The sequence below is a fragment of the Burkholderia sp. S-53 genome (assembly GCF_025560745.1).
GTDB lineage: Bacteria > Pseudomonadota > Gammaproteobacteria > Burkholderiales > Burkholderiaceae > Burkholderia > Burkholderia pyrrocinia.
Map to the genome: position 1 here is coordinate 3,375,512 of NZ_CP090483.1, position 22,070 is coordinate 3,397,581.

The 22,070-nt window shown below is 66.9% G+C and carries 20 protein-coding genes; 17 read left to right on the forward strand and 3 right to left on the reverse strand.

Annotated features, from left to right (window positions below):
• Nucleotides 1-16 precede the first annotated feature (16 nt).
• Together LXM88_RS20700 and LXM88_RS20705 are read right to left on the reverse strand one after the other, a co-directional pair.
• On the reverse strand, nt 17-844 hold the full coding sequence (locus tag LXM88_RS20700; protein ID WP_047899145.1) for an enoyl-CoA hydratase/isomerase family protein: 828 nt from the start codon (nt 842-844) through the stop codon (nt 17-19).
• A 122-nt stretch (nt 845-966) separates the two neighbouring features.
• On the reverse strand, nt 967-1,959 hold the full coding sequence (locus LXM88_RS20705) for a fumarylacetoacetate hydrolase family protein (RefSeq protein WP_262537096.1): 993 nt from the start codon (nt 1,957-1,959) through the stop codon (nt 967-969).
• A 127-nt stretch (nt 1,960-2,086) separates the two neighbouring features.
• Between LXM88_RS20705 and LXM88_RS20710 the strand changes: the two genes are divergently transcribed.
• The 7 genes from LXM88_RS20710 (at nt 2,087) to LXM88_RS20740 (ending at nt 9,655) form a co-directional block, all read left to right on the forward strand.
• Nucleotides 2,087-2,953: an IclR family transcriptional regulator gene (locus tag LXM88_RS20710; protein ID WP_262542889.1), complete on the forward strand. Its 867-nt coding sequence runs from the start codon at nt 2,087-2,089 to the stop codon at nt 2,951-2,953.
• A 129-nt stretch (nt 2,954-3,082) separates the two neighbouring features.
• On the forward strand, nt 3,083-4,351 hold the full coding sequence (locus LXM88_RS20715; protein WP_262537098.1) for a DUF3108 domain-containing protein: 1,269 nt from the start codon (nt 3,083-3,085) through the stop codon (nt 4,349-4,351).
• A gap of 241 nt (nt 4,352-4,592) precedes the next feature.
• A complete protein-coding gene (locus tag LXM88_RS20720; RefSeq protein ID WP_006477667.1) occupies nt 4,593-4,850 on the forward strand; it encodes a BTH_I0359 family protein in 258 nt (85 codons plus the stop codon).
• A gap of 202 nt (nt 4,851-5,052) precedes the next feature.
• Nucleotides 5,053-6,120 (forward strand): homocysteine S-methyltransferase family protein, encoded by a 1,068-nt coding sequence (locus LXM88_RS20725; protein WP_262537216.1) that lies wholly within the window; start codon nt 5,053-5,055, stop codon nt 6,118-6,120.
• Between the two features lie 42 nt (nt 6,121-6,162).
• On the forward strand, nt 6,163-8,880 hold the full coding sequence (gene metH, locus LXM88_RS20730; protein ID WP_262537219.1) for a methionine synthase: 2,718 nt from the start codon (nt 6,163-6,165) through the stop codon (nt 8,878-8,880).
• A gap of 188 nt (nt 8,881-9,068) precedes the next feature.
• Nucleotides 9,069-9,380 carry a hypothetical protein gene (locus LXM88_RS20735; protein WP_262537221.1) on the forward strand — a complete coding sequence of 104 codons (312 nt, stop codon included), beginning with the start codon at nt 9,069-9,071 and terminating at the stop codon, nt 9,378-9,380.
• Nucleotides 9,368-9,655 (forward strand): hypothetical protein, encoded by a 288-nt coding sequence (locus tag LXM88_RS20740; RefSeq protein ID WP_262537223.1) that lies wholly within the window; start codon nt 9,368-9,370, stop codon nt 9,653-9,655. The genes LXM88_RS20735 and LXM88_RS20740 overlap by 13 nt, the downstream gene beginning before the upstream one ends.
• Before the next feature lie 308 nt (nt 9,656-9,963).
• On the opposite strand, the gene LXM88_RS20745 is transcribed toward LXM88_RS20740, so the two are convergent.
• Nucleotides 9,964-10,287: a DUF1840 domain-containing protein gene (locus LXM88_RS20745; protein WP_011353361.1), complete on the reverse strand. Its 324-nt coding sequence runs from the start codon at nt 10,285-10,287 to the stop codon at nt 9,964-9,966.
• A gap of 200 nt (nt 10,288-10,487) precedes the next feature.
• On the opposite strand from LXM88_RS20745, the gene argS reads away from it, so the two are divergent.
• The 10 genes from argS (at nt 10,488) to LXM88_RS20795 (ending at nt 22,069) form a co-directional block, all read left to right on the forward strand.
• The gene (gene argS / locus LXM88_RS20750) at nt 10,488-12,269 is read left to right on the forward strand and encodes an arginine--tRNA ligase (RefSeq protein ID WP_262537229.1); all 1,782 of its coding nucleotides are present in this window, start codon (nt 10,488-10,490) and stop codon (nt 12,267-12,269) included.
• Nucleotides 12,270-12,361: 92 nt separating this feature from the next.
• Nucleotides 12,362-13,258 carry an SPOR domain-containing protein gene (locus tag LXM88_RS20755; protein WP_262537231.1) on the forward strand — a complete coding sequence of 299 codons (897 nt, stop codon included), beginning with the start codon at nt 12,362-12,364 and terminating at the stop codon, nt 13,256-13,258.
• 69 nt (nt 13,259-13,327) lie between these two features.
• The gene (locus LXM88_RS20760; protein ID WP_262537232.1) at nt 13,328-13,966 is read left to right on the forward strand and encodes a thiol:disulfide interchange protein DsbA/DsbL; all 639 of its coding nucleotides are present in this window, start codon (nt 13,328-13,330) and stop codon (nt 13,964-13,966) included.
• A 19-nt stretch (nt 13,967-13,985) separates the two neighbouring features.
• A complete protein-coding gene (locus tag LXM88_RS20765) occupies nt 13,986-14,759 on the forward strand; it encodes an SDR family oxidoreductase (protein WP_262537234.1) in 774 nt (257 codons plus the stop codon).
• A gap of 530 nt (nt 14,760-15,289) precedes the next feature.
• Complete coding sequence (locus LXM88_RS20770; protein ID WP_262537236.1) at nt 15,290-16,885, forward strand: ABC transporter substrate-binding protein; 1,596 nt, start codon at nt 15,290-15,292, stop codon at nt 16,883-16,885.
• 296 nt (nt 16,886-17,181) lie between these two features.
• The gene (locus tag LXM88_RS20775; protein ID WP_262537240.1) at nt 17,182-17,424 is read left to right on the forward strand and encodes a flagellar biosynthetic protein FliQ; all 243 of its coding nucleotides are present in this window, start codon (nt 17,182-17,184) and stop codon (nt 17,422-17,424) included.
• Nucleotides 17,425-17,427: 3 nt separating this feature from the next.
• Nucleotides 17,428-18,186: a flagellar biosynthetic protein FliR gene (locus LXM88_RS20780; RefSeq protein ID WP_262537242.1), complete on the forward strand. Its 759-nt coding sequence runs from the start codon at nt 17,428-17,430 to the stop codon at nt 18,184-18,186.
• Complete coding sequence (locus LXM88_RS20785) at nt 18,186-19,250, forward strand: EscU/YscU/HrcU family type III secretion system export apparatus switch protein (RefSeq protein WP_262537244.1); 1,065 nt, start codon at nt 18,186-18,188, stop codon at nt 19,248-19,250. The genes LXM88_RS20780 and LXM88_RS20785 overlap by 1 nt, the downstream gene beginning before the upstream one ends.
• Nucleotides 19,247-21,349 (forward strand): flagellar biosynthesis protein FlhA, encoded by a 2,103-nt coding sequence (locus tag LXM88_RS20790; RefSeq protein ID WP_262537246.1) that lies wholly within the window; start codon nt 19,247-19,249, stop codon nt 21,347-21,349. Before LXM88_RS20785 ends, LXM88_RS20790 begins: the two co-directional genes overlap by 4 nt.
• Before the next feature lie 27 nt (nt 21,350-21,376).
• Complete coding sequence (locus LXM88_RS20795) at nt 21,377-22,069, forward strand: flagellar hook-basal body protein (RefSeq protein WP_262537249.1); 693 nt, start codon at nt 21,377-21,379, stop codon at nt 22,067-22,069.
• Nucleotide 22,070: the final 1 nt, after the last annotated feature.

Consider the following 22,070-nt stretch of genomic DNA (forward strand, 5'->3'; position numbering starts at 1 on the left):
GTTCGATCATAGCGCGTCAGAACGGCGCGTCGCCGGGGAAGTCGGGCGGACGCCGCTCGCGCAGCGAGCGGATGCCTTCCTGCACGTCGGGGCCCGAGAAGCCCATGAATTCGAGCGCAAGCGACGTGTCGAAGGTCGGCCCGGCCGTGCGCAGCCAGTTGTTCAGCGCGTACTTGGTCCAGCGGATCGCCGACTGCGAACCGTGCGCGAGCCGCTCGGCCACTTCGTACGCCTTCGGCAGCAGGTCGGCGGGCTCGACCGCGAGCGACACCAGCCCGATCCGCTCGGCCTCCGCGCCGCTCACGGGCTCGCACAGCAACAGGTAGTACTTCGCCTTCGCCATCCCGCACAGCAGCGGCCACACGATCGCCGCGTGGTCGCCGGCCGCGACGCCGAGCCGCGTATGGCCGTCGATGATGCGCGCATCCTTCGCGGCGATCGAGATGTCGGCGAGCAGCCCGGCGACGAGCCCCGCGCCGACGGCCGGGCCGTGCATCGCCGACACGATCGGCTTGCTGCAGTTGATCACGTTGTAGACGAGGTCGCGCGCCTCGCGCCACACGCGGGCGCGCACGTCGAAGTCGTTCGCCATGTCCTCGACGAGCGCGAGATCGCCGCCCGCCGAAAAGCCCTTGCCTTCGCCGCGGATCACCGCGACGCGCGTGTCGGGATCGCGGTCGACGTCACGCCAGATGTCGGCGAGCTCGCGATGCATGCGCGCGTTCGCGGTCGCGAGGCCGCTGCGGTTCGCACCCTCGCCGCTCATCACGATATCGAGCACGCCATGGTCGCGGCGCGTCACCTTCAGTGCTTCGTAACCGCCGTACGCGGCGAGATCGGCCATTTGCTGCTCCTTGCGAGGCGCTTGAATCGAGTGTAGCCAAGCCCGCGCGGGCAAACATCAGGCGAAACCCGGCGCGCGGGCCGGGGCCGGGTTTCGCGCGGGCGTCGCGTGCCCTGCGTGGCTTACGCCGCGCCGTCGGGCGGTGCGACCGATTGCTCGATCGCGCCGAAGATCGACTTGCCGGCCGCGTCGAACATCTCGATGCGCACGGTGTCGCCGTAACGCATGAATTCGGTCTGCGGCGCGCCGTGCTCGATCGTCTCGAGGCAGCGCTTCTCGGCGATGCAGCAGTAGCCGCGCTTCGCGTCCTTGTTCGACACCGTGCCCGAACCGACGATCGAGCCGGCGCGCAGGTTGCGCGTCTTCGCCGCGTGCGCGACCAGCTGGCCGAAGTGGAACACCATGTCGGTGCCCGCATCGGGCTGGCCGACCTTCTTGCCGTTCCAGTGGACGATCATCGGCCGGTGCACGCGGCCGTCGCGCCATTCGTCGCCGAGCTCGTCGGGCGTCACGGCGACCGGCGCGAACGCGGTGGCCGGCTTGCTCTGGAAGAAGCCGAAGCCCTTCGCGAGCTCGGCCGGGATCAGGTTGCGCAGCGACACGTCGTTCACGAGCGTGACGAGCCGCACGGCCTTCAGCGCATCGTCGGGCGAAACGCTCATCGGCACGTCGCCGGTGATCACCGCGACTTCCGCCTCGAAATCGATGCCCCATTCCTCGGACGGGCACACGACGTCGTCGCGGGCCCCCAGGAAATCGTCGCTGCCGCCCTGGTACATCAGCGGATCGGTCCAGAACTCGGGCGGCATCTCCGCGCCGCGCGCGCGGCGCACGAGCTCGACGTGGTTCACGTACGCGGAGCCGTCGGCCCACTGGAACGCGCGCGGCAGCGGCGCCATGCAGTTGGCCGGGTCGAACGCGAACGCGTTGCGCGCGCGTCCCTGGTTCAGCGCGTCGTACAGGTCGCGCAGCTGCGGCGCGTAGAACGCCCAGTCGTCGAGGACGCGCTGCAGCGTCGGCGCGATCGCGTCGGCGATCGCCGCGGTGTGCAGGTCGCGCGACACGACGATCAGCTGGCCGTCGCGCGTGCCGTCCTTCAGCGAAGCAAGTTTCATAGGGAGTTCTGCCGTTGTAGTGACGATGGAAGGAATCTATTTTACGATGGTGAATCCATGCGGCGCGCGACGATCGCGCATGCCGCGTTCGCCCCGATTCCTGCCGCACTTCGCGCACCCGTTGCCCATGCCCGCCAGCCCGCTTCCCGACGACGATCTCGCCGACTCCGACACCGACGACGCCGCTTCCGGCGAGCACGGCGAGAAGGTCCGTTCCGGCATCCAGTCGATCGAGGTCGGCTTCCGCCTGCTCGACGTGCTGACGAGCGAGCCGCGCGCGATGATGCTGCGCGACCTCGCGCAGCGCGCGGGCATGAGTCCCGCGAAGGCGCACCGCTACCTGGTCAGCTTCTCGCGGCTCGGCGTCGTGTCGCAGGATCCCGTGTCGGGCCGCTACGAGCTCGGCGGCTTCGCGCTGCAGATGGGGCTCGCGCGGCTCGCGCGCGTCGACGGCGTGAAGCTCGCGCGGATCGCGCTGACCGAGTTCCGCGACCGCCTCGACCAGACGGTCGGCATTGCGGTGTGGGGCAACCAGGGGCCGACGATCGTGCACTGGATGGAATCGAGCCATCCCGCGAAGGCTTCGCTGAAGCTCGGCGACGTGATGCCGCTGCTCGGCTCCGCGACGGGGCTGCTGTTCGCCGCGTACCTGCCGCGCAGCAAGACCGCCGCGATGCTCGAGCGCGAACTCGCCGATACGCGCCGCTCGCCGCATCACGGCGGCCCGCGCACGCTCGACGAGGTCGACGCGGTGCTCGCCGACGTGCGCGAGCACGAGGCCGCGCGCGTCGAAGGGATGCTGCTGCCGACGATCCACGCGTTCTGCATGCCCGTGTTCGACGCGGTCGGCGAACTCGCGCTCGCGATCGTCGCGCTCGGCCAGGAGGGCTCGTTCGATATTGCGTGGGGCGGCGAGATCGACACCGCCCTGCGCGCGTGCGCGCAGAAACTGTCTTACGAACTCGGCTATAGTCCCGACGCACGCGACGCGTGACGCGCACGGTACGCGATACGCGGTACCCGCCACGCACCGCGAACGCGTGGCGCCTCCGACGGTCCGATTCCTGTGGCACGCATTGCACGCCCGACGTCACGCGACCACCCCGACCCCGTTCCGAAGCCCATGCAGCCTGCCGACATCCGCCCGAGTCACGCCCTGCCCCGCCGCTGGCTGCGCATGGGCGTCGCGCTCGTCGTCGTGCTGGTGCTGCACGCGCTCGCAGCGATCTGGCTGATGCGCAATCGCGAATCGTTCACGCCGCCCGCGCCCGCCGAGATCCCCGTGCAGATCGAGCTGCTGAAGCCGCAGCCGATCGAGCGCCAGCCCGCTCCTGCCGCGCCGAAGCCGGTCGAGCATCCGTCCGCCCCCGCGCCGGCCGCACCCAAGGCCGCTGCACCGAAGCCCGCACCGTCACCCGAGCCGGTCCTCACGTCGACGCAGGCGGCCGAGCACGGCGAGCCGCCGGCTGCCGCGTCCGCGGCGAGCGGCGTACCGGATGCATCGGGCGCGCATGCCGCATCGGCCGCGGGCGCCAGCAGCGCCGCGACACCGGGCCCCACGACCAACGGCGTGAAGTTCGCCGCGCCGCCGTCCGGCGACCTGCAGTACGACACGTTCTACAACGGGATGCAGAACATGATCGGCACGATCCACTGGCGCACCGACGGGCACACCTACGACCTGTCGGTATCGATGCCGGTGCCGTTCGTCGGCCCGTTCACCTACCGCAGCGAAGGCCGCATCGACGCGTTCGGCGTCGCGCCCGACCGTTACGTCGAGAAGCGCGGCAAGCGGCCGGAAGACATCGCGATCTTCAACCGCGAGATCCGGCAGGTCGTGTTCACGCGCACGCCGAACAACGCGCCGCTGCCCGACGGCGTGCAGGACCGCTTCAGCATGCTGATGCAGTTGTCGGGGCTCTTGCGCGGCAACCCGTCCGCGTACAAGCCGGGCGTCACGCAGCAGTTCTTCGTGATCGACAACAACAGCGGCGAGACCTGGCCGATCACGGTGATCGGCGACGAGCAGGTGCAGACGCAGGCCGGCATCATCGACGCGCGGCACTTCATGCGCCTGCCGCGCCGCGACGGCGACACGCGCCGCATCGACATGTGGCTCGCGCCATCGCTCGGCTGGCTGCCCGCGCGGCTCGTGCAGAGCGAACCGAACGGCGCGCAGATCGAGCTGCTGTGGCACGGCCGGCTCGCGGCGCCGGCCACGCCGTCCGATGCCGCGCCCACCGGCGGCGCAACGAACGCGCCCGCCGGCACATCGACGCCCGATGCATCGGCCGCACCGTCCGCGGAACCGGCGCAACCCGCACCGTCTGCCATCATGCAACCGCCCGCGCAACCGACCGCACCACCGGCGTCGTCGCCTGTCGCACAGTGAACGCACAGGGATCGGCAATTTCGACCGATTACAGATTTCCGCGAAATGGCCGATGACACTCTTTAACAACTATTTCCGTACACCGGCAGACAATAAGAAACGTTTCATAGACATCGGCTTCTAACCGATACACCCCACGCAACGGGACCGGGGTGTGCAGCGCAAGCCCCTTGAAACCGGCAAGGCTCGCCCCACCTAGGGGACAACAAGGCCAGATGCCACTGCGAAGAGGAGTGCCGCCATGCAAATGATCTACAACAGCCCCAACTACTGCGTCGTCGAATTTGCGCCGCAGGCCGGCCATCATCTGATGAATGCCGGCGGATACGAGATCGTCGACAAGAACGCGCAGCGCGAGATCTTCATCGACGGCGAACTTGCCGAACGATTCCGCGCGCACGTGAAGCAGCTGATCGAGGATGAACCGTCGCTCGACGAAGTCGACGAATTCCTCGGGCAATTCGACAGCCTGATGATGATGCCCGTCGTGCTGCACTGACGGCCCACTGCCCGGCGCCTCGCGCGGCCGGGCCATTCGCCGCGCACCGACGCGGCGCCCGCGAGCACTCCGATCATGCCCCCGTCCGGTTCGCCGGCGGGGGTTTTCATTTGGCCGCCCGCCCGGCACGGCGCGAGGCCGGGCGGCGGCCAGGCGCACCGGCTACAATGACGGTTTTCCCGTCTTCGCCGGTCTTCCGCCCATGTCTGCGACTCCTCTCGCCGCTTCCGTCCCGCTCGACGCGCCCTACACGCGCGGCGCCGCACTGCCCGCGCTGCTGAAATCGCGCATCCTGATCCTCGACGGCGCGATGGGCACGATGATCCAGCGCTACAAGCTCGACGAAGCCGCGTATCGCGGCGCGCGCTTCAAGGATTTCCCGCGCGACATCAAGGGCAACAACGAACTGCTGTCGCTCACGCAGCCGCAGATCATCCGCGAGATCCACGACCAGTACTTCGCGGCCGGCGCCGACATCGTCGAAACCAACACGTTCGGCGCGACGACGGTCGCGCAGGCCGACTACGGGATGGAAGATCTCGTCGTCGAGATGAACGTCGAATCGGCGAAGCTCGCGCGCGAATCGGCCGCGAAATACGCGACGCCCGACAAACCGCGCTTCGTCGCGGGCGCGATCGGGCCGACGCCGAAGACGGCGAGCATCTCGCCGGACGTCAACGATCCGGGCGCGCGCAACGTCACGTTCGACGAGCTGCGCGATGCGTACTACCAGCAGGCGAAGGCGCTGCTCGACGGCGGCGTCGACCTGTTCCTCGTCGAGACGATCTTCGACACGCTGAACGCGAAAGCCGCGCTGTTCGCGCTCGACGAGCTGTTCGAAGACACCGGCGAGCGCCTGCCGATCATGATCTCGGGCACCGTCACGGATGCGTCGGGCCGGATCCTGTCGGGCCAGACGGTCGAGGCGTTCTGGAATTCGCTGCGCCACGCGAAGCCGCTCACGTTCGGCCTGAACTGCGCGCTCGGCGCGGCGCTGATGCGCCCGTACATCGCCGAGCTCGCGAAGCTGTGCGACACCTACGTGTCGTGCTACCCGAACGCGGGCCTGCCGAACCCGATGAGCGACACCGGCTTCGACGAAACGCCGGACGTCACGTCGGGCCTGCTGAAGGAATTCGCGCAGGCCGGGCTCGTGAACCTCGCGGGCGGCTGCTGCGGCACGACGCCCGAGCACATCGCCGAAATCGCGAAGGCGCTCGCCGACGTGAAGCCGCGCCGCTGGCCGAACCAGTACAGCGACAACGCCTGACCCGACCGCCCCACGCCCTTCATCACCAGAATCCGCACCGCCATGACCGATCACATGATGCGCCTCGCCGGCCTCGAGCCGTTCAACGTCACGTCCGGAACGCTCTTCATCAACGTCGGTGAACGCACCAACGTCACCGGCTCGAAGGCGTTCGCGCGGATGATCCTCAACGGCCAGTTCGACGAGGCGCTCGCCGTCGCGCGCCAGCAGGTCGAGAACGGCGCGCAGGTGATCGACATCAACATGGACGAGGCGATGCTCGATTCGAAGGCGGCGATGGTGCGCTTCCTGAACCTGATCGCGTCGGAGCCGGACATCGCGCGCGTGCCGATCATGATCGACTCGTCGAAGTGGGACGTGATCGAGGCCGGCCTGAAGTGCGTGCAGGGCAAGGCGATCGTGAACTCGATCTCGCTGAAGGAAGGCGAGGAAGCGTTCCGCCGCCACGCGAACCTGATCCGCCGCTACGGCGCGGCCGCCGTCGTGATGGCGTTCGACGAAACCGGCCAGGCCGATACGTACGAACGCAAGACCGAGATCTGCAAGCGCTCGTACGACTTCCTCGTGAACGAAGTCGGCTTCCCGCCGGAAGACATCATCTTCGACCCGAACATCTTCGCGGTCGCGACCGGCATCGAGGAGCACAACAACTACGCGGTCGACTTCATCGAGGCGACCCGCTGGATCAAGCAGAACCTGCCGTACGCGAAGGTGAGCGGCGGCGTGTCGAACGTGTCGTTCTCGTTCCGCGGCAACGACCCGGTGCGCGAGGCGATCCACACCGTGTTCCTGTATCACGCGATCCAGGCCGGAATGGACATGGGCATCGTGAACGCCGGCCAGCTCGGCGTGTATGCCGACCTCGACGCCGAGCTGCGCGAGCGCGTCGAGGACGTGATCCTGAACCGCCGCGCGGATTCGACCGACCGCCTGCTCGAGATCGCCGACAAGTTCAAGGCCGGCGGTGCGAAGAAGGAAGAGAACCTCGAGTGGCGCAACCAGCCGGTCGAGAAACGGCTCTCGCATGCGCTCGTGCACGGCATCACGACCTTCATCGTCGAGGATACCGAAGAAGTGCGCGCGAAGATCGACGCGGCGGGCGGTCGCCCGATCAACGTGATCGAAGGCCCGCTGATGGACGGGATGAACATCGTCGGCGACCTGTTCGGCCAGGGCAAGATGTTCCTGCCGCAGGTCGTGAAATCGGCGCGCGTGATGAAGCAGGCCGTCGCGCACCTGATCCCGTTCATCGAGGAAGAAAAGCGCCTGCTCGCGGAAGCGGGCGGCGACGTGCGCGCGAAGGGCAAGATCGTCATCGCGACCGTGAAGGGCGACGTGCACGACATCGGCAAGAACATCGTGTCGGTCGTGCTCCAGTGCAACAACTTCGAAGTGGTCAACATGGGCGTGATGGTCCCGTGCAACGAGATCCTCGCGAAGGCGAAGGTCGAGGGCGCGGACATCATCGGGCTGTCGGGCCTCATCACGCCGAGCCTCGAGGAAATGGCCTACGTCGCGTCCGAAATGCAGCGCGACGACTATTTCCGCGTGAAGAAGATCCCGCTGCTGATCGGCGGCGCGACGACGTCGCGCGTGCACACGGCCGTGAAGATCGCGCCGCACTACGAGGGCCCGGTCGTCTACGTGCCCGATGCGTCGCGTTCGGTGTCGGTCGCGTCGAGCCTGCTGTCCGACGAAGGCGCGACGAAGTACCTCGACGAGCTGAAGTCCGACTACGATCGCATCCGCGACCAGCACGCGAACCGCAAGGCGCAGCCGATGGTCACGCTCGCCGAAGCGCGCGCGAACAGGACGAAGGTCGACTGGGCCGGCTATGCGCCCGTGAAGCCGAAGTTCATCGGCCGCCGCGTGTTCAAGAACTACGACCTGAACGAGCTCGCGAACTACATCGACTGGGGCCCGTTCTTCCAGACGTGGGACCTGGCAGGCCCGTACCCGGCGATCCTGAACGACGAGATCGTCGGCGAATCGGCGCGGCGCGTGTTCTCCGACGCGAAATCGATGCTCGCGCGCCTGATCCAGGGCCGCTGGCTGAGCGCGAACGGCGTGATCGCGCTGCTGCCGGCGAACACCGTCAACGACGACGACATCGAGATCTACAGCGACGAGTCGCGCTCGGAAGTGCTGCTCACGTGGCGCAACCTGCGCCAGCAGAGCGTGCGTCCGGTGGTCGACGGCGTGATGCGGCCGAACCGCTCGCTGGCCGACTTCATCGCGCCGAAGGAATCGGGCGTCGCCGACTACATCGGGATGTTCGCGGTGACGGCCGGCCTCGGCGTCGACGTGAAGGAAAAGCAGTTCGAAGCCGACCACGACGACTACAGCGCGATCATGCTGAAAGCGCTCGCCGACCGCTTCGCGGAAGCGTTCGCCGAGGCGATGCATGCACGCGTGCGACGCGAGCTGTGGGGCTACGCGAGCGGCGAGACGCTCGACAACGACGCGCTGATCGCCGAAAAGTACGCGGGCATCCGCCCGGCGCCCGGCTATCCGGCCTGCCCCGATCACCTCGTGAAACGCGACATGTTCGACGTGCTGCATGCGGACGAGATCGGCATGAGCGTGACCGACTCGCTGGCGATGCTGCCGGCCGCGAGCGTGTCGGGCTTCTACCTCGCGCATCCGGACAGCCGCTATTTCTCGGTGGGCAAAATCGGGCAGGATCAGCTCGAGGACTACGCGCGGCGCATGGCGCTGTCGCTCGACGACGCGCGCCGCGCGCTCGCACCGCAGCTTTAACCGATCGGACCGCGGCGCGCCAGCCGCGCCACGCCGTCACGCGCCCCAGTCACGGGGCGCGTCGTACGACGCCCGAATCAATCAGGATACCTAATCTCGATATTCAGCGACTGGAGCGCAGAAGCCCGAGCTTTCAGACAAAGGCGCCTGGATAACCCTCCCGACCTCCGCCCGAGATTCGCCCCGCCATGCCGACCTTCGAGATCCGGATCACCGAGACACCGATCGACGCAGCCAGCCCGTTCCCGCCGACGCGCTACCGCGGCGAAAGCTGGGACCTGAGCCATTTGCGTCCGTTGACGTTCACATGCGATCTGGACACCAGCTTCGACGTGACGGTTCTGGCCCTGTTCTCCTGTCACTGCTTCACGCGCAGTTTCAAATGGGACCGGCGGACCCGCGACACCATTCCGGATGACGAGATCTGCGATGACGGCCGCGAGACACGCGTGCTCTGCGCGGACCGGTATCACACGTCGGGCGACTGTTGCACGACGTGATCGTCGGGCTGGCGACGCGCCGGATCGTCGTCGCGGACGAACGGCAACCCAATTTCGTGACGGTGGAGACAGTCTCGTCGGACGGCACGCAACGCGTGTACGCGGTGTTCTTCGAGGTTTCGAAGGACCGGACCAGAAAGCGCCGGCTCATCCTGCGCGTCCAGTCGGCCTACATGCTGGATGGCGACCTGACCAGACGCCAGCGGGAGGCCCGGAAGGTCGCGTTGCGCACGTTGCTGCGTGCAAGCCTGGAAGGCCGCAAGATCCGGGCGTAGAAAAACCAACGGCCGCCTTTCGGCAGCCGTCGCATGCGGGACTCTCTTTCCGTCTTTCGACGAAATACCCACTCCAGGTGGGACCCGATTGCTCGGGCGGCGCTATGTTTTCGCACCCGCTTCCACATAGTCTTGCGTTGAATTATAAGGAATTTCGCCTTTCGGTCAAGGCAGGCACCGGGCAGCCGCCCCGCATTCGACGCGCGCCGCCGCCCGGCGCAATTTTCTTCAGACAAAAAGAAAAAACCCGCTCGGAAGCGGGCTTTTTCTTGCCATACTCAACCTTTCGTACTGCCGGGCAAGGAAGCTCAGAAGCCCCAGTGCACGTCGGCTTCGCCGGCTTTCGCCTCGCGCAGCATCGTCAGGAACGGCGCGACGCGCTGGGCCAGGCTCGGCGGCACTTCGTGGTGCGCGTGGTCGGCTTCGTCCTCGTGGAAATGGCCGGCGTGCTCGGCGCGCTCCTGCTTCGCCTGCGCAACCGCGCCTTCCAGCTTCGCGATCGCGTGGTCCAGCTCGTCGTGCGTAATCACACCGCGCTCGCCCAGCTGCTTGCCGACGAGGCCCAGCACATACACGGCGAAATCCTTCAGCACGTCGAGATCCTGTGCCGCCTTGCTCTTGAACGTAATCATGACAAATCCCTTTTCATCTTGTTGTGCCTGCGCGGCGAAGTTGGGGAACGCCGGCAGACCGGCGTCCGGCCTCGCGGACGCGGGCCGCCTGAGCGGCATATTAGCACCTGTTAAAATTCTGCGATCCCTGAAACGCGCGCTTAAAAAGCGCGCCGGCGGGCCGGCGTTTCCGGCCGCCACCAACGAAGCCTTCTACCAGCATGCTGCCAGCACACAAACAGACCCTCGAAGCCCTGCTCGCGGATAGCGTCAAGCAGGTCGCACACGCACTGAAAGGCGCCGACGCAGCGTTCGTCGCCCCGGCCATCACGCTGGAGCGCCCGAAGGTCGCCGCGCACGGCGACGTCGCGTGCAACGTCGCAATGCAGCTCGCCAAGCCGCTCGGCGCGAACCCGCGCCAGCTCGCCGAGCAGATCGTCGCCGCGCTCACCGCGCAGCCGGCCGCGCAAGGGCTCGTCGAAGCCGCCGAAATCGCCGGCCCCGGCTTCATCAACCTGCGCCTGTCGGCCGCCGCCAAGCAGGCCGTGATCTCCGCCGTGTTCGACCAGGGCCGCGCGTTCGGCACGTCCGATCGCGAGAAAGGCAAGCAGGTGCTGCTCGAATTCGTGTCGGCGAACCCGACCGGCCCGCTGCACGTCGGCCACGGCCGCCAGGCCGCGCTCGGCGACGTGCTCGCGAACGTGATCGCGAGCCAGGGCTACGCGGTGCACCGCGAGTTCTACTACAACGACGCGGGCGTGCAGATCGGCAACCTCGCGATCTCGACGCAGGCGCGCGCGCGCGGCCTGAAGCCGGGCGACGCGGGCTGGCCGGAAGCCGCGTACAACGGCGAATACATCGCCGACATCGCACGCGACTACCTGAACGGCGAAACGGTCGCCGCGTCGGACGGCGAACCGGTCAAGGGCACGGGCGACGTCGAGGATCTCGACGCGATCCGCAAGTTCGCGGTCACGTACCTGCGTCGCGAGCAGGACATGGACCTGCAGGCGTTCGGCGTGAAGTTCGACCAGTACTACCTCGAGTCGTCGCTGTACAGCGAAGGCCGCGTCGAGAAGACGGTCGACGCGCTGATCAAGGCCGGCATGACCTACGAGCAGGACGGCGCGCTGTGGCTGCGCACGACCGACGAAGGCGACGACAAGGATCGCGTGATGCGCAAGTCGGACGGCACCTACACGTACTTCGTGCCGGACGTCGCGTACCACGTGACGAAGTGGGAGCGCGGCTTCACGAAGGTGATCAACATCCAGGGCTCGGACCACCACGGCACGATCGCGCGCGTGCGCGCGGGCCTGCAGGGGCTGCACGTCGGGATCCCGAAGGGCTATCCCGACTACGTGCTGCACAAGATGGTCACCGTGATGCGCGACGGCCAGGAAGTGAAGATCTCGAAGCGCGCGGGCAGCTACGTGACGGTGCGCGACCTGATCGAATGGTCGGGCGGCGCGGCGGCGGGCCAGGAAGCGGCGCCCGACCTGATCGACGAGGCGACCATCACGCGCGGCCGCGACGCGGTGCGTTTCTTCCTGATCTCGCGCAAGGCCGATACCGAGTTCGTGTTCGACATCGACCTCGCGCTGAAACAGAACGACGAAAACCCGGTCTATTACGTCCAGTACGCGCATGCGCGGATCTGCTCGGTGCTCAACGAACTGAAGTCGCGCTACAACGTCGACGCCGCGCAGCTGCCGGGCGCCGACCTGTCGCAACTCACGAGCGCGCAGGCCGCGTCGCTGATGCAGAAGCTCGCCGAGTATCCGGACATGCTCACGCACGCCGCGAACGAGCTGGCACCGCACGCCGTCGCGTTCTACCTGCGCGATCTCGCTGGCGAATTCCACTCGTTCTACAATGCGGAGCGCGTGCTGGTCGACGACGAAGCGCCGCGCAATGCGCGCGCCGCGCTCCTCGCCGCGACCCGGCAGGTGCTCGAAAACGGTCTGGCGGTACTCGGCGTGTCCGCGCCCGCCAAGATGTAAGGACGCAAGCGGCCCGAACCGGGCAGCGAATGGCCGCGGCAGGAGCGCCCGCCGCGGCCTTTTCACGATTCTTTTTGCAGGTGACTCAAGCAATGGCACAACCACGCCGCACTTCGAAGCAATCGAAACAAGCCGGAGGAACATTTCTTGGAATCGTGCTGGGCCTGATCGTCGGCCTCGCGATCGCGGTGGTGGTGGCGCTCTACATCACGCGTTCGCCGTCGCCGTTCGTGTCGAAGGTCGCGCCGCCGCCGGCCGACAACGCCGCGAGCCAGCCGCAGCAGTTCGATCCGAACCGCGCGCTGCAGGGCAAGACGCCCGGCCAGCCGGTGCCGCAGGCGGCGCAGCCCGCGCCGCCCAATACCGCGCCCGGCCAGGCCGCGAACCAGACCCAGGGCGGCCTGTTGCCCGAGCCGCAGATCGTCGAAGTGCCGCCGTCGGCCAACGGGTCGAGCGGCTCGAACAACACCGGCAGCTCGAGCAACACGACCGCGTCGAACAATACGTCGTCGGGTAACGGCGTCGCCGTCGCGCCGAAGCCGGCCGACACCACGCCGCCGAAGAAGACGCCGCAGCCGCCGCAGCAGCAAGCGGGCGAGGACGACCTCGCGCGCTTCGCCGCGCAGAAGCAGGCGCAGCAGGCCGCCGCGCAAAAGCAGCAGCAACAGCAGCAGGCCGCGAACACGCCGAAGCCGACGTCGTCGGCCACCGCCGCCGCGGCAGCGAAGCCGCCGACCGCGAACGACGCGAATACCGGCTACTTCCTGCAGGTCGGCGCGTACAAGACGGAAGGCGACGCCGAGCAGCAGCGCGCGCGCCTCGGCTTCCAAGGCTTCGAGTCGAAGGTGTCGAAGCGCGACGTCAGCGGCGTGACCTATTTCCGCGTGCGCGTCGGCCCGTTCTCGAAGTTCGAGGATATGAACTCGGCCCGTCAGCGCCTGTCCGATGCAGGTGTCGACACGGCGGTGATCCGCTTCACGAAGCAGTGAGCAGCCGGTCGAGCCCACGCAGAACCCGTTACGTTTCGTTACCCGAGCAACTGATTCGACGTTCACAACATGAAAAAACTGCTTAGCACGCTCCTTCTGTCCCTGGGCCTCGCGGCCGGCTTCGCCCAGGCAACGCCCGCCGCACCGGTCGCCAGCAAGGACTTCGAAGTGATGAAGTCGCCGCAGCCGGTGTCCGCGCCGGCCGGCAAGGTCGAGGTGATCGAGTTCTTCTGGTACGGCTGCCCGCACTGCTACGAATTCGAGCCGACGATCGAGGCCTGGGTAAAGAAGCAGGGCAACAACATCGACTTCAAGCGCGTGCCGGTCGCCTTCCGTGACGATTTCGTCCCGCACTCGAAGCTGTTCTATGCGGTGTCCGCGCTCGGCATCTCCGAGAAGGTCACGCCGGCGATCTTCAACGCGATCCACAAGCAGAAGAACTACCTGCTGACGCCGCAGGCGCAGGCCGACTTCCTGGCCACGCAGGGCGTCGACAAGAAGAAGTTCATGGACGCGTACAACTCGTTCAGCGTGCAGGGCGAGGTGAACCAGTCGGCCAAGCTGCTGAAGGACTACGCGATCGACGGCGTGCCGACGGTCGTCATCCAGGGCAAGTACAAGACGGGCCCCGCTTACACGAACAGCATCCCGGGTACCGCCCAGGTGCTCGACTTCCTCGTGAAGCAGGTTCAGGACAAGAAGCTCTGATCCCCGCCCGCGCGCCGGCATGACTACTCCGCTGAAGGTCTTCATCACCGGCGCGTCGAGCGGCCTCGGCCTCGCGATGGCCGAGGAATACGCCCGCCAGGGCGCCACGCTCGCGCTCGTCGCGCGACGCACCGATGCGCTCGATGCGTTCGCGCGGCGTTTCCCCAAGCTGTCCATCTCCGTCTATTCCGCCGACGTGCGCGATGCCGACGCGCTCGCGACGGCCGCCGCGTCGTTCATCGCGACGCACGGCTGCCCCGACGTCGTGATCGCGAACGCGGGCATCAGCCAGGGCGCCGTCACGGGCCAGGGCGATCTCGAGACGTTCCGTAACGTGATGGACATCAACTACTACGGGATGGTCGCGACGTTCGAGCCGTTCGTCGGCCCGATGACGGCCGCGCGCCACGGCACGCTGGTCGGCGTCGCGAGCGTCGCCGGCGTGCGCGGCCTGCCCGGCTCCGGCGCGTACAGCGCGTCGAAATCGGCCGCGATCAAGTATCTCGAATCGCTGCGCGTCGAGCTGCGCCCGGCCGGCGTCGGCGTCGTGACGATCGCGCCCGGCTACATCCGCACGCCGATGACCGCGCACAACCCGTACCGGATGCCGTTCCTGATGGACGCCGACCGCTTCGCCGCACGCGCGGCGCGCGCGATCGCAAGGCAGCACGCGTTCCGCGTGATTCCGTGGCAGATGGGCGTCGTCGCGAAGGTGCTGCACGTGCTGCCGCGCTGGCTGTACGACCGCCTGTTCGAGAAGGCGCCGCGCAAGCCGAAGGCCGGCGCGCACTGACGCATCGGCGGGCCGGCCCGCGCGACACGCGCCGGGCCGCATCGCCCCATCGAAGCTTCGGTTTCGCGGCACTTCCCGCGGCGTCAGCGCCGCTCCCGCCGCGCTCCCTGACGGGCACCGCGCTCCCCTCCCCGCCGCCTGCCTTTCCTGCCTTTCCTGCCTTTCCTGCCTTTCCTGCCTTTCCTGCCTTTCCTGCCTTTCCTGCCTTTCCTGCCTTTCCTGCCTTTCCTGCCTTTCCTGCCTTTCCTGCCTTTCCTGCCTTTCCTGCCTTTCCTGCCTTTCCTGCCTTTCCCGCCTTTCCCGCCTCTCCCGCCTCTCCCGCCACCTCCCCGGCACGTTCCGCCGCATCAACACCCGTTCCGTCGCGAACGCAGCCGTTTTTCGGCCAATTCGCCGCGTTCCGGCGCCTTTTTTCACGCGCCGCGCGCTTTGCCGGTATGCTATTCGCCAGCCGCGCCGGCCCCGTCCGCTTCCGGGCCGCGCCCGCATCCCGTCACCCAGCAAAAAGCACAAGCCACGTGGGAGATCCTATGCAGGTCAAGCTGTTCGCCGCGGCCGCGGTCGCCGCCGCACTCGCCGCCCCCGGCCTCGCCGCCGCCAAGCCGCTCACCGTCTGCACGGAATCGAGCCCGGACGGCTTCGACGTCGTGCAGTACAACTCGCTCGTCACGACCAACGCATCGGCCGACGTGATCTTCAACACGCTCGTGTCGTACGACGAAGCCGCGAAAAAGGTCGTGCCCGCGCTCGCCGACAAATGGGAGGCGAGCGCCGACGGCCTCACCTACACGTTCCACCTGCGCCCGAACGTCGCGTTCCAGACCACCGACTATTTCAAGCCGGGCCGCGCGCTCGACGCGGATGACGTCGTGTTCACGTTCGCGCGGATGCTCGACGATTCCAACCCGTGGCACAAGGTGGCCGGCGCAAGCGGCTTCCCGCACGCGCAGTCGATGGGCCTCGTGAAGCTCGTGAAGTCGGTCACCAAGGTCGACGACAGCACGGTGAAGTTCGTGCTGAACGAGCCGAACGCGACCTTCGTGCCGATCCTGACGATGGGCTTCGCGTCGATCTACTCGGCCGAATACGCGGACCAGTTGCTGAAGGCCGGCAAGCAGGCCGACCTGAACGCGAAGCCGGTCGGCACGGGCCCGTTCGTGCTGAAGAGCTACACGAAGGACGCGCTGATCCGCTACGACGTGAACCCGACGTACTGGGGCACGAAGCCGAAGGTCGACCGGCTGATCTACGCGATCACGCCCGACCCGTCGGTGCGCCTGCAGAAGGTGAAGGCCGGCGAATGTCAGATCGCGCTGTCGCCGAAGCCGCAGGACGTGCTCGCCGCGAAGGGCGAAAGCGCGCTGAAGGTCGTGCAGACGCCCGCGTTCATGACCGCGTTCGTCGCGCTGAACACGCAGAAGAAGCCGCTCGACAACGACAAGGTGCGCGAGGCGCTGAACCTCGCGTTCGATCGCGCGACCTACCTGAAGGTCGTGTTCGACAACACCGCGACGGCCGCGAACAACCCGTATCCGCCGAACACGTGGAGCTATGCGAAGGACGTCTCGCCGTATGCGTACGATCCCGCGAAGGCGAAGCAGCTGCTCGCGCAGGCCGGCTTCCCGAACGGCTTCTCGACGACGATCTGGACGCGCCCGACCGGCAGCGTGCTGAACCCGAACCCGAAGGTCGGCGCGGAGCTGCTGCAGGCCGACCTCGCGAAGATCGGCGTGAAGGCCGACGTGAAGGTGATCGAATGGGGCGAGCTGATCAAGCAGGCGAAGCTCGGCCAGCACGACATGCTGTTCATGGGCTGGGCCGGCGACAACGGCGATCCGGACAACTACCTGTCGCCGCTGTTCAGCTGCAATGCGGTGAAGTCGGGCATCAACTTCGCGCGCTTCTGCGACGCGCAGCTCGACAAGCTGATCGCCGACGGCAAGTCGACCGCCGACCAGGCCAAGCGCGCGAAGCTGTATGAAGCCGCGCAGAAGATCATCCACGACCAGGCGCTGTGGATCCCGCTCGGCTACCCGACCGCGGCGGCGCTTACGCGCACGAACGTGAGCGGTTACCACGTGAGTCCGTTCGGGCGGCAGAACTTCACGACGGTGAGCGTTCAGTAAGCCGGCACGATCGACACTGTCTCACCTGGACATCCGGCCCGGCCGCATTGTGCGGCCGGGCTTTTTTTATCTTCGTCAATTCATATTAATTCAATTTAATTGCCACTCCAATCAATTGACCTATTGAAATTCAACAAAGAACTATTCCGAATGGGGTCGATTTAGTATTCGTCATATATCACGCTGGCCAATCGCTCTATACACTTTGCTGCTTCGGAAACATCGCAACACTAACTAATAACCGAAGACTTATTCAGCAACGGAGATGGCCGATGTCAGAAAGCCAAGCATTACAGATGCTCGCGCAGCTCGTCTGGAACAGCATCCTGATCGCCGGCCCCGTGCTCGCCGCGACGCTGATTGCCGGTCTGCTCGTCAGCATCTTTCAGGTCGTCACCCAATTGCAGGAGATGAGCCTGAGCTACGTGCCGAAGCTCATCGTCGCCGGCGTTGTCATCGTGATGCTCGCCCCGTGGATGCTCGGTCGCCTGACAGGCTTCACCACCGCATTGTTCACCGGCATCGCCGATCTCCGCTGAGCGATGACAGTCGAATCCTTCGTCGGTTGGTCGACGGCCGCACTCCTGCTGTCGCTGCGCATCGGGCCGTTGCTCGTGCTCGCGCCGCCGTTTGCCCGGCTTCGCATCCCGGCACGGATCCGTATCTGCCTCGCGCTCGCGCTGGCCGGCGCATTCGCCACGCCACTTCCCGCCGCTCTTCGCGACGATCATGTGGCGCTCGTCGAATGCGCCATCTCCGAACTCGCATTGGGATTCGCACTCGCATTTCCGTTTCAGGCGGCATTCGCCGCGCTATCGTTCGCCGGACGCGTGCTCGACGTGCAGGCGGGATTCGGCCTCGCCATGATCATCGATCCCGGTTCGCGCGAACGCGCGCCGCTGTTCGGCACGCTCCTCACGCTCGGCTCCGGCGCGATCTTCTTCGCGAGCGGCGCGCATCTCGAACTGCTGCGACTCATCGCCGCCACAATCGATCGGATGCCGCCCGGCACCGCGCGCATCATCGCATCGCCGCACGCATTCATCGGCTATTTCGCCGCCGTGATGGGAATCGGTATCGCCGCCGTCGCTGCCGCCATGCTCGCGCTGTTCCTGATCGACCTGTCGATCGCGTTCCTGTCACGCACCCTCCCGCAAATGAATGCGTTGATGCTGGGTCTGCAGATCAAGGCGATCGCGGCGATCGTCGTCACCGCACTGTCGATCGGCCTGCTGGCGCCCGTCACGCTGCGGCTGCTGCGCGCGGCGTTCGAATTCCCCCTTGTCCCGGGAGAGAGCTGATGGCGGACCAGGAACAGGAAAAATCCGAGCAGGCGACGCGCCACAAGCTCACCCGGGCTCGAAAGAAAGGACTCCTGCCGCGTAGCCAGGAGCTTGGCATCGTACTCGCCGTCGCGGGTTGCGCCGGCTATCTGTGGCTGTCCGGCGAGCGTATGGCAGTCCGGTTTGCCGCACTCGCTACGCGCATGTTGAACGACGCCCCCGGCATCGCGGCCGACGGACGCGCGATCGAGCACTGGTTCGGCGGATTGTTGCCGGAATGGCTGGCGATCGTCGTGCCGCTGATCGCCACCGCAGTAGGCGGCGCGCTCGTCGCCGCGCTCGCGCAGGCAGGCTTCCTGTTTGCGCCCGACGCACTGAAGGCCGACTTCTCGCGCCTGAATCCGGCCGCCGGCCTCAAGCGTCTGTTTTCGATGCAGATCGTCATCGACGCCGCGAAGGCCTGCGTCAAGCTGGTCGTCTACTGCGCGCTCGCCTGGCGGTGCATCGCCGATGCAGTGCGCGCCGCGACGCACGCCGGGCTGACCGTGCCCGGCCTGGCCCGCGCGCTAGGCTCGGCCGGGTCCGCGCTCGCCGTGCAATTACTGATCGCTGCCGCGCTCTTCGCAGTTCTCGATCAGGCGATCGTTCGGCGACGGTTCGCGAAACAGATGCGGATGAGCCGGCACGAAGTCAGACAGGAATTCAAGCAGCAAGAGGGCGATCCGCGCATCAAGCAGCGCCGCAAGCAGCTGCAGCGCGAGTTGCTGCAACGCTCCCGCAGCCTGCGCGGCATACGTGGCGCGGACGTGCTCGTGACCAACCCGACGCATTACGCAGTCGGCCTCCGCTATGCGCCGGCCGAAATGGCCGCACCGACCGTCGTGTCAAAAGGCGCGGGCGAATTCGCGTTGCGCCTCAAAAAGCTCGCGTTCGTCCATCGTGTACAAATTGTCGAGGCACCGGCACTCGCACGTCAGCTGTTTCGCCGCGGCGCGCTCGAGCGCGAAATCCCGTCCCAGCTGTTCTCCGCAACGGCCGCCGTCTATCTGCGCGTCCGTCGCACGCGGGAGCAGGCCCGATGACCTGGCTCGGGCACCGGCTGCGTGGCCAGTCCGATCTCGCGCTCGTGTTCGCGGCGAGCGCGATCCTGCTGATTCTGTTCGCGCCGATTCCCGCCGCCGCGCTCGATCTGCTGATCATCATCAACTTCGCGTTCGCATTCACGATCCTCCTGCTGACCTTCTATGTGACCCGCCCGGTCGAATTCTCGACGTTTCCTTCGCTGCTGCTGATCGCAACGCTGTTCCGCCTGTCGCTCAACGTCGCAGCGACGCGCCTCATCCTGTCCGGCGCCAATGCCGGCCAGGTGATCAGCGCAATCGGTGAATTCGCGGTGCAGGGCAACTACGTGATCGGCCTGATCGTGTTCTTCATCCTGGTCGTCGTCCAGTACGTGGTGGTCACCAATGGCGCGCAGCGCGTCTCCGAGGTCGCCGCGCGCTTCGTGCTCGATGCGATGCCCGGCCAGCAGATGAGCATCGACGCCGATCTCAACATGGGCCTCATCGACCAGGACGAAGCGAAGCGCCGCCGCAAGACGCTCGAGCGCGAAGCGGGCTTCTACGGCTCGATGGATGGCGCGAGCAAGTTCGTCAAGGGCGACGCGATCGCCGGCATCGTCATCCTGCTGATCGACATTCTCGGCGGATGGGCGGTCGGCGTCGCCCAGATGGGTATGCCGTTCCCCGAGGCCGTCCGCACGTTTACGCTGCTCACGATCGGCGACGGCATCGTCACGCAGGTTCCCGCGCTGATCATCTCGGTCGCGACCGGGATCATCGTCACCCGGTCGTCCGCCGACAGCGCGCTGAGCCACGAGGCGCTGCGCCAGCTCGCGCGCTTCCCGAAGATCCAGTTGCTTGTCGCAGCGGCGCTGACAGGGCTCGTTGCACTGCCAGGCATGCCGAAGTGGCCTGCCGCGCTACTCGCGCTCGCCGCGTTCGGCGTCTGGGCCGGCACGCGCGAACGGCGCGCGGCGGCGGAAGAAGACGGCACGCCGCCCCCGACGCTCCCACGTGCCGACGCCCCCGCAGCGCTACCCGCCGTCGAGGTTGTGTTCGGCGCGGCACTGACGGCTGCCTGGCAGCCGATGCAGGCAGAATTTGCCGAGCGCATCGCGACATTTCGCGACCAGTACGCGGACGACAGCGGCTTCGTCGCACCCGCCGTCGTGTTCCGCGATTCGGCACATCTGCCCCCCGACGAATACGAAGTACGGCTGTTCGGCACCCGCTTCGGACAAGCCGCCACGTATCCGGATCGTACGCTCGCGATTCATCCCGCCGGCGCCGCCGGCACGCTGCCCGGCACCATCACGCGCGATCCCGCGTTCGGCCTGCCGGCTGTCTGGATCGACGACGGGCTGCAGGAGCGCGCCAAGGCACTCGGCCACACGTGCGTCGATCCCGTCACCGCGCTCATGACGCACGTCACGGAACTCGTCAAGGCTCACGCGGCGCGCCTGTTCGGGCGAACGGAAACGATCGCGCTGCTCGACGGCGTGCGCGAACGCCAGCCCGGCCTCGTCGACGAGATCGTGCCGAACGTGCTGGCTGTCGGCGACGTGCAGCAGGTGTTGCAGGCACTGCTCGCCGAACAAGTTCCGATCCGCGACATCGACCTGATCGTGCAGACGCTCGCCGACGTCGGGCGTCGCGAGAAGGACCCGGCGCTACTCGTCGAAGCGGTGCGGCAGCGCCTCGGCCACGCAATCTGCCAGCGTGCGCAGGGCGATCGAGACGCGCTCGCGGTCCTGACGCTCGATCCTGCGCTCGAAGCCGAGATTGCACGCAATCTTGCCGGTGCCGACGGCCACGGCGCGCATGTGCTCGACCCGCGGATCGCCGAGCCCTTCCTCGGCTGCCTGCTCGCGCAGGTGGAAACGATGATGCGCCAAGGGCACACGCCCACGCTGCTGTGCCGGCCCGATATCCGACGCTCGCTCAAGACCTTCTCCCGTCGCGTCGCGCCGCGACTCGTCGTGCTGTCGGTCAACGAAGTTCCGGACATCGTCGCGCTACGCGCGTTCGCGACCGTCGGCATCGATCCGCCGTCCGCTTCACCTCCTTCTTCGCACGCCAGTTCGCCGCAGTCTTCGCCAACCCCGTCTCTCGCCGTTTAGACGCAGCACTGCTCCCGAGGAGTTCCCGTGGATGATCTGATGACGTTGTCGATGCACCTGATCTCGCTCGAAACGCAGCGCCTGGAGACGGCCACACGCAATCTAGCGAACGTGGCGACGCCCGGCTACCGACGCGAAGTCGCCTTTCAGGACATGCTGGCGAATGCTGTCGGCGCGCCGCCGCCCCGCCATGTCACCGACTTTTCGGCTGGCCGGCTCGTCCATACCGCCGACCCGCTCGACCTCGCGATCGCAGGCGACGGCTTTTTCGAGGTGGCGACCGACGCCGGCCCCGCTTACACGCGCGCCGGCACATTCCGACGCGCGCCCGATGGCCGCGTGGTCACGCGAGCCGGCGGGTGGCCACTGCAAGGCACGGATGGCGATGTCATCGTAAGCACGGACGGCTGGCGCGTCGATCCGGACGGCACCGTGATCGATCACGGCGTTTCGACCTCGATGATCCGCGTCGTGGCCTTCGATGAGCCGTCTCGCCTGCGGCGTATCGCCGACGGCCTGTACGCACCTGACAGCGCACACGGGACACAAATCGCCACGGCGCGGCTCGCCCAAGGTTTCGTCGAGGCCTCGAACGTCAATGCCGCCGACGACATGGTGCGGCTCGTCGAAGCAATGCGCCGCGTCGAAACCGGACAAAAGCTCGTGCATGCCTATGACGACCTGATGGGCACCGTATTGCAACGCCTCGGAGGCATGTGAG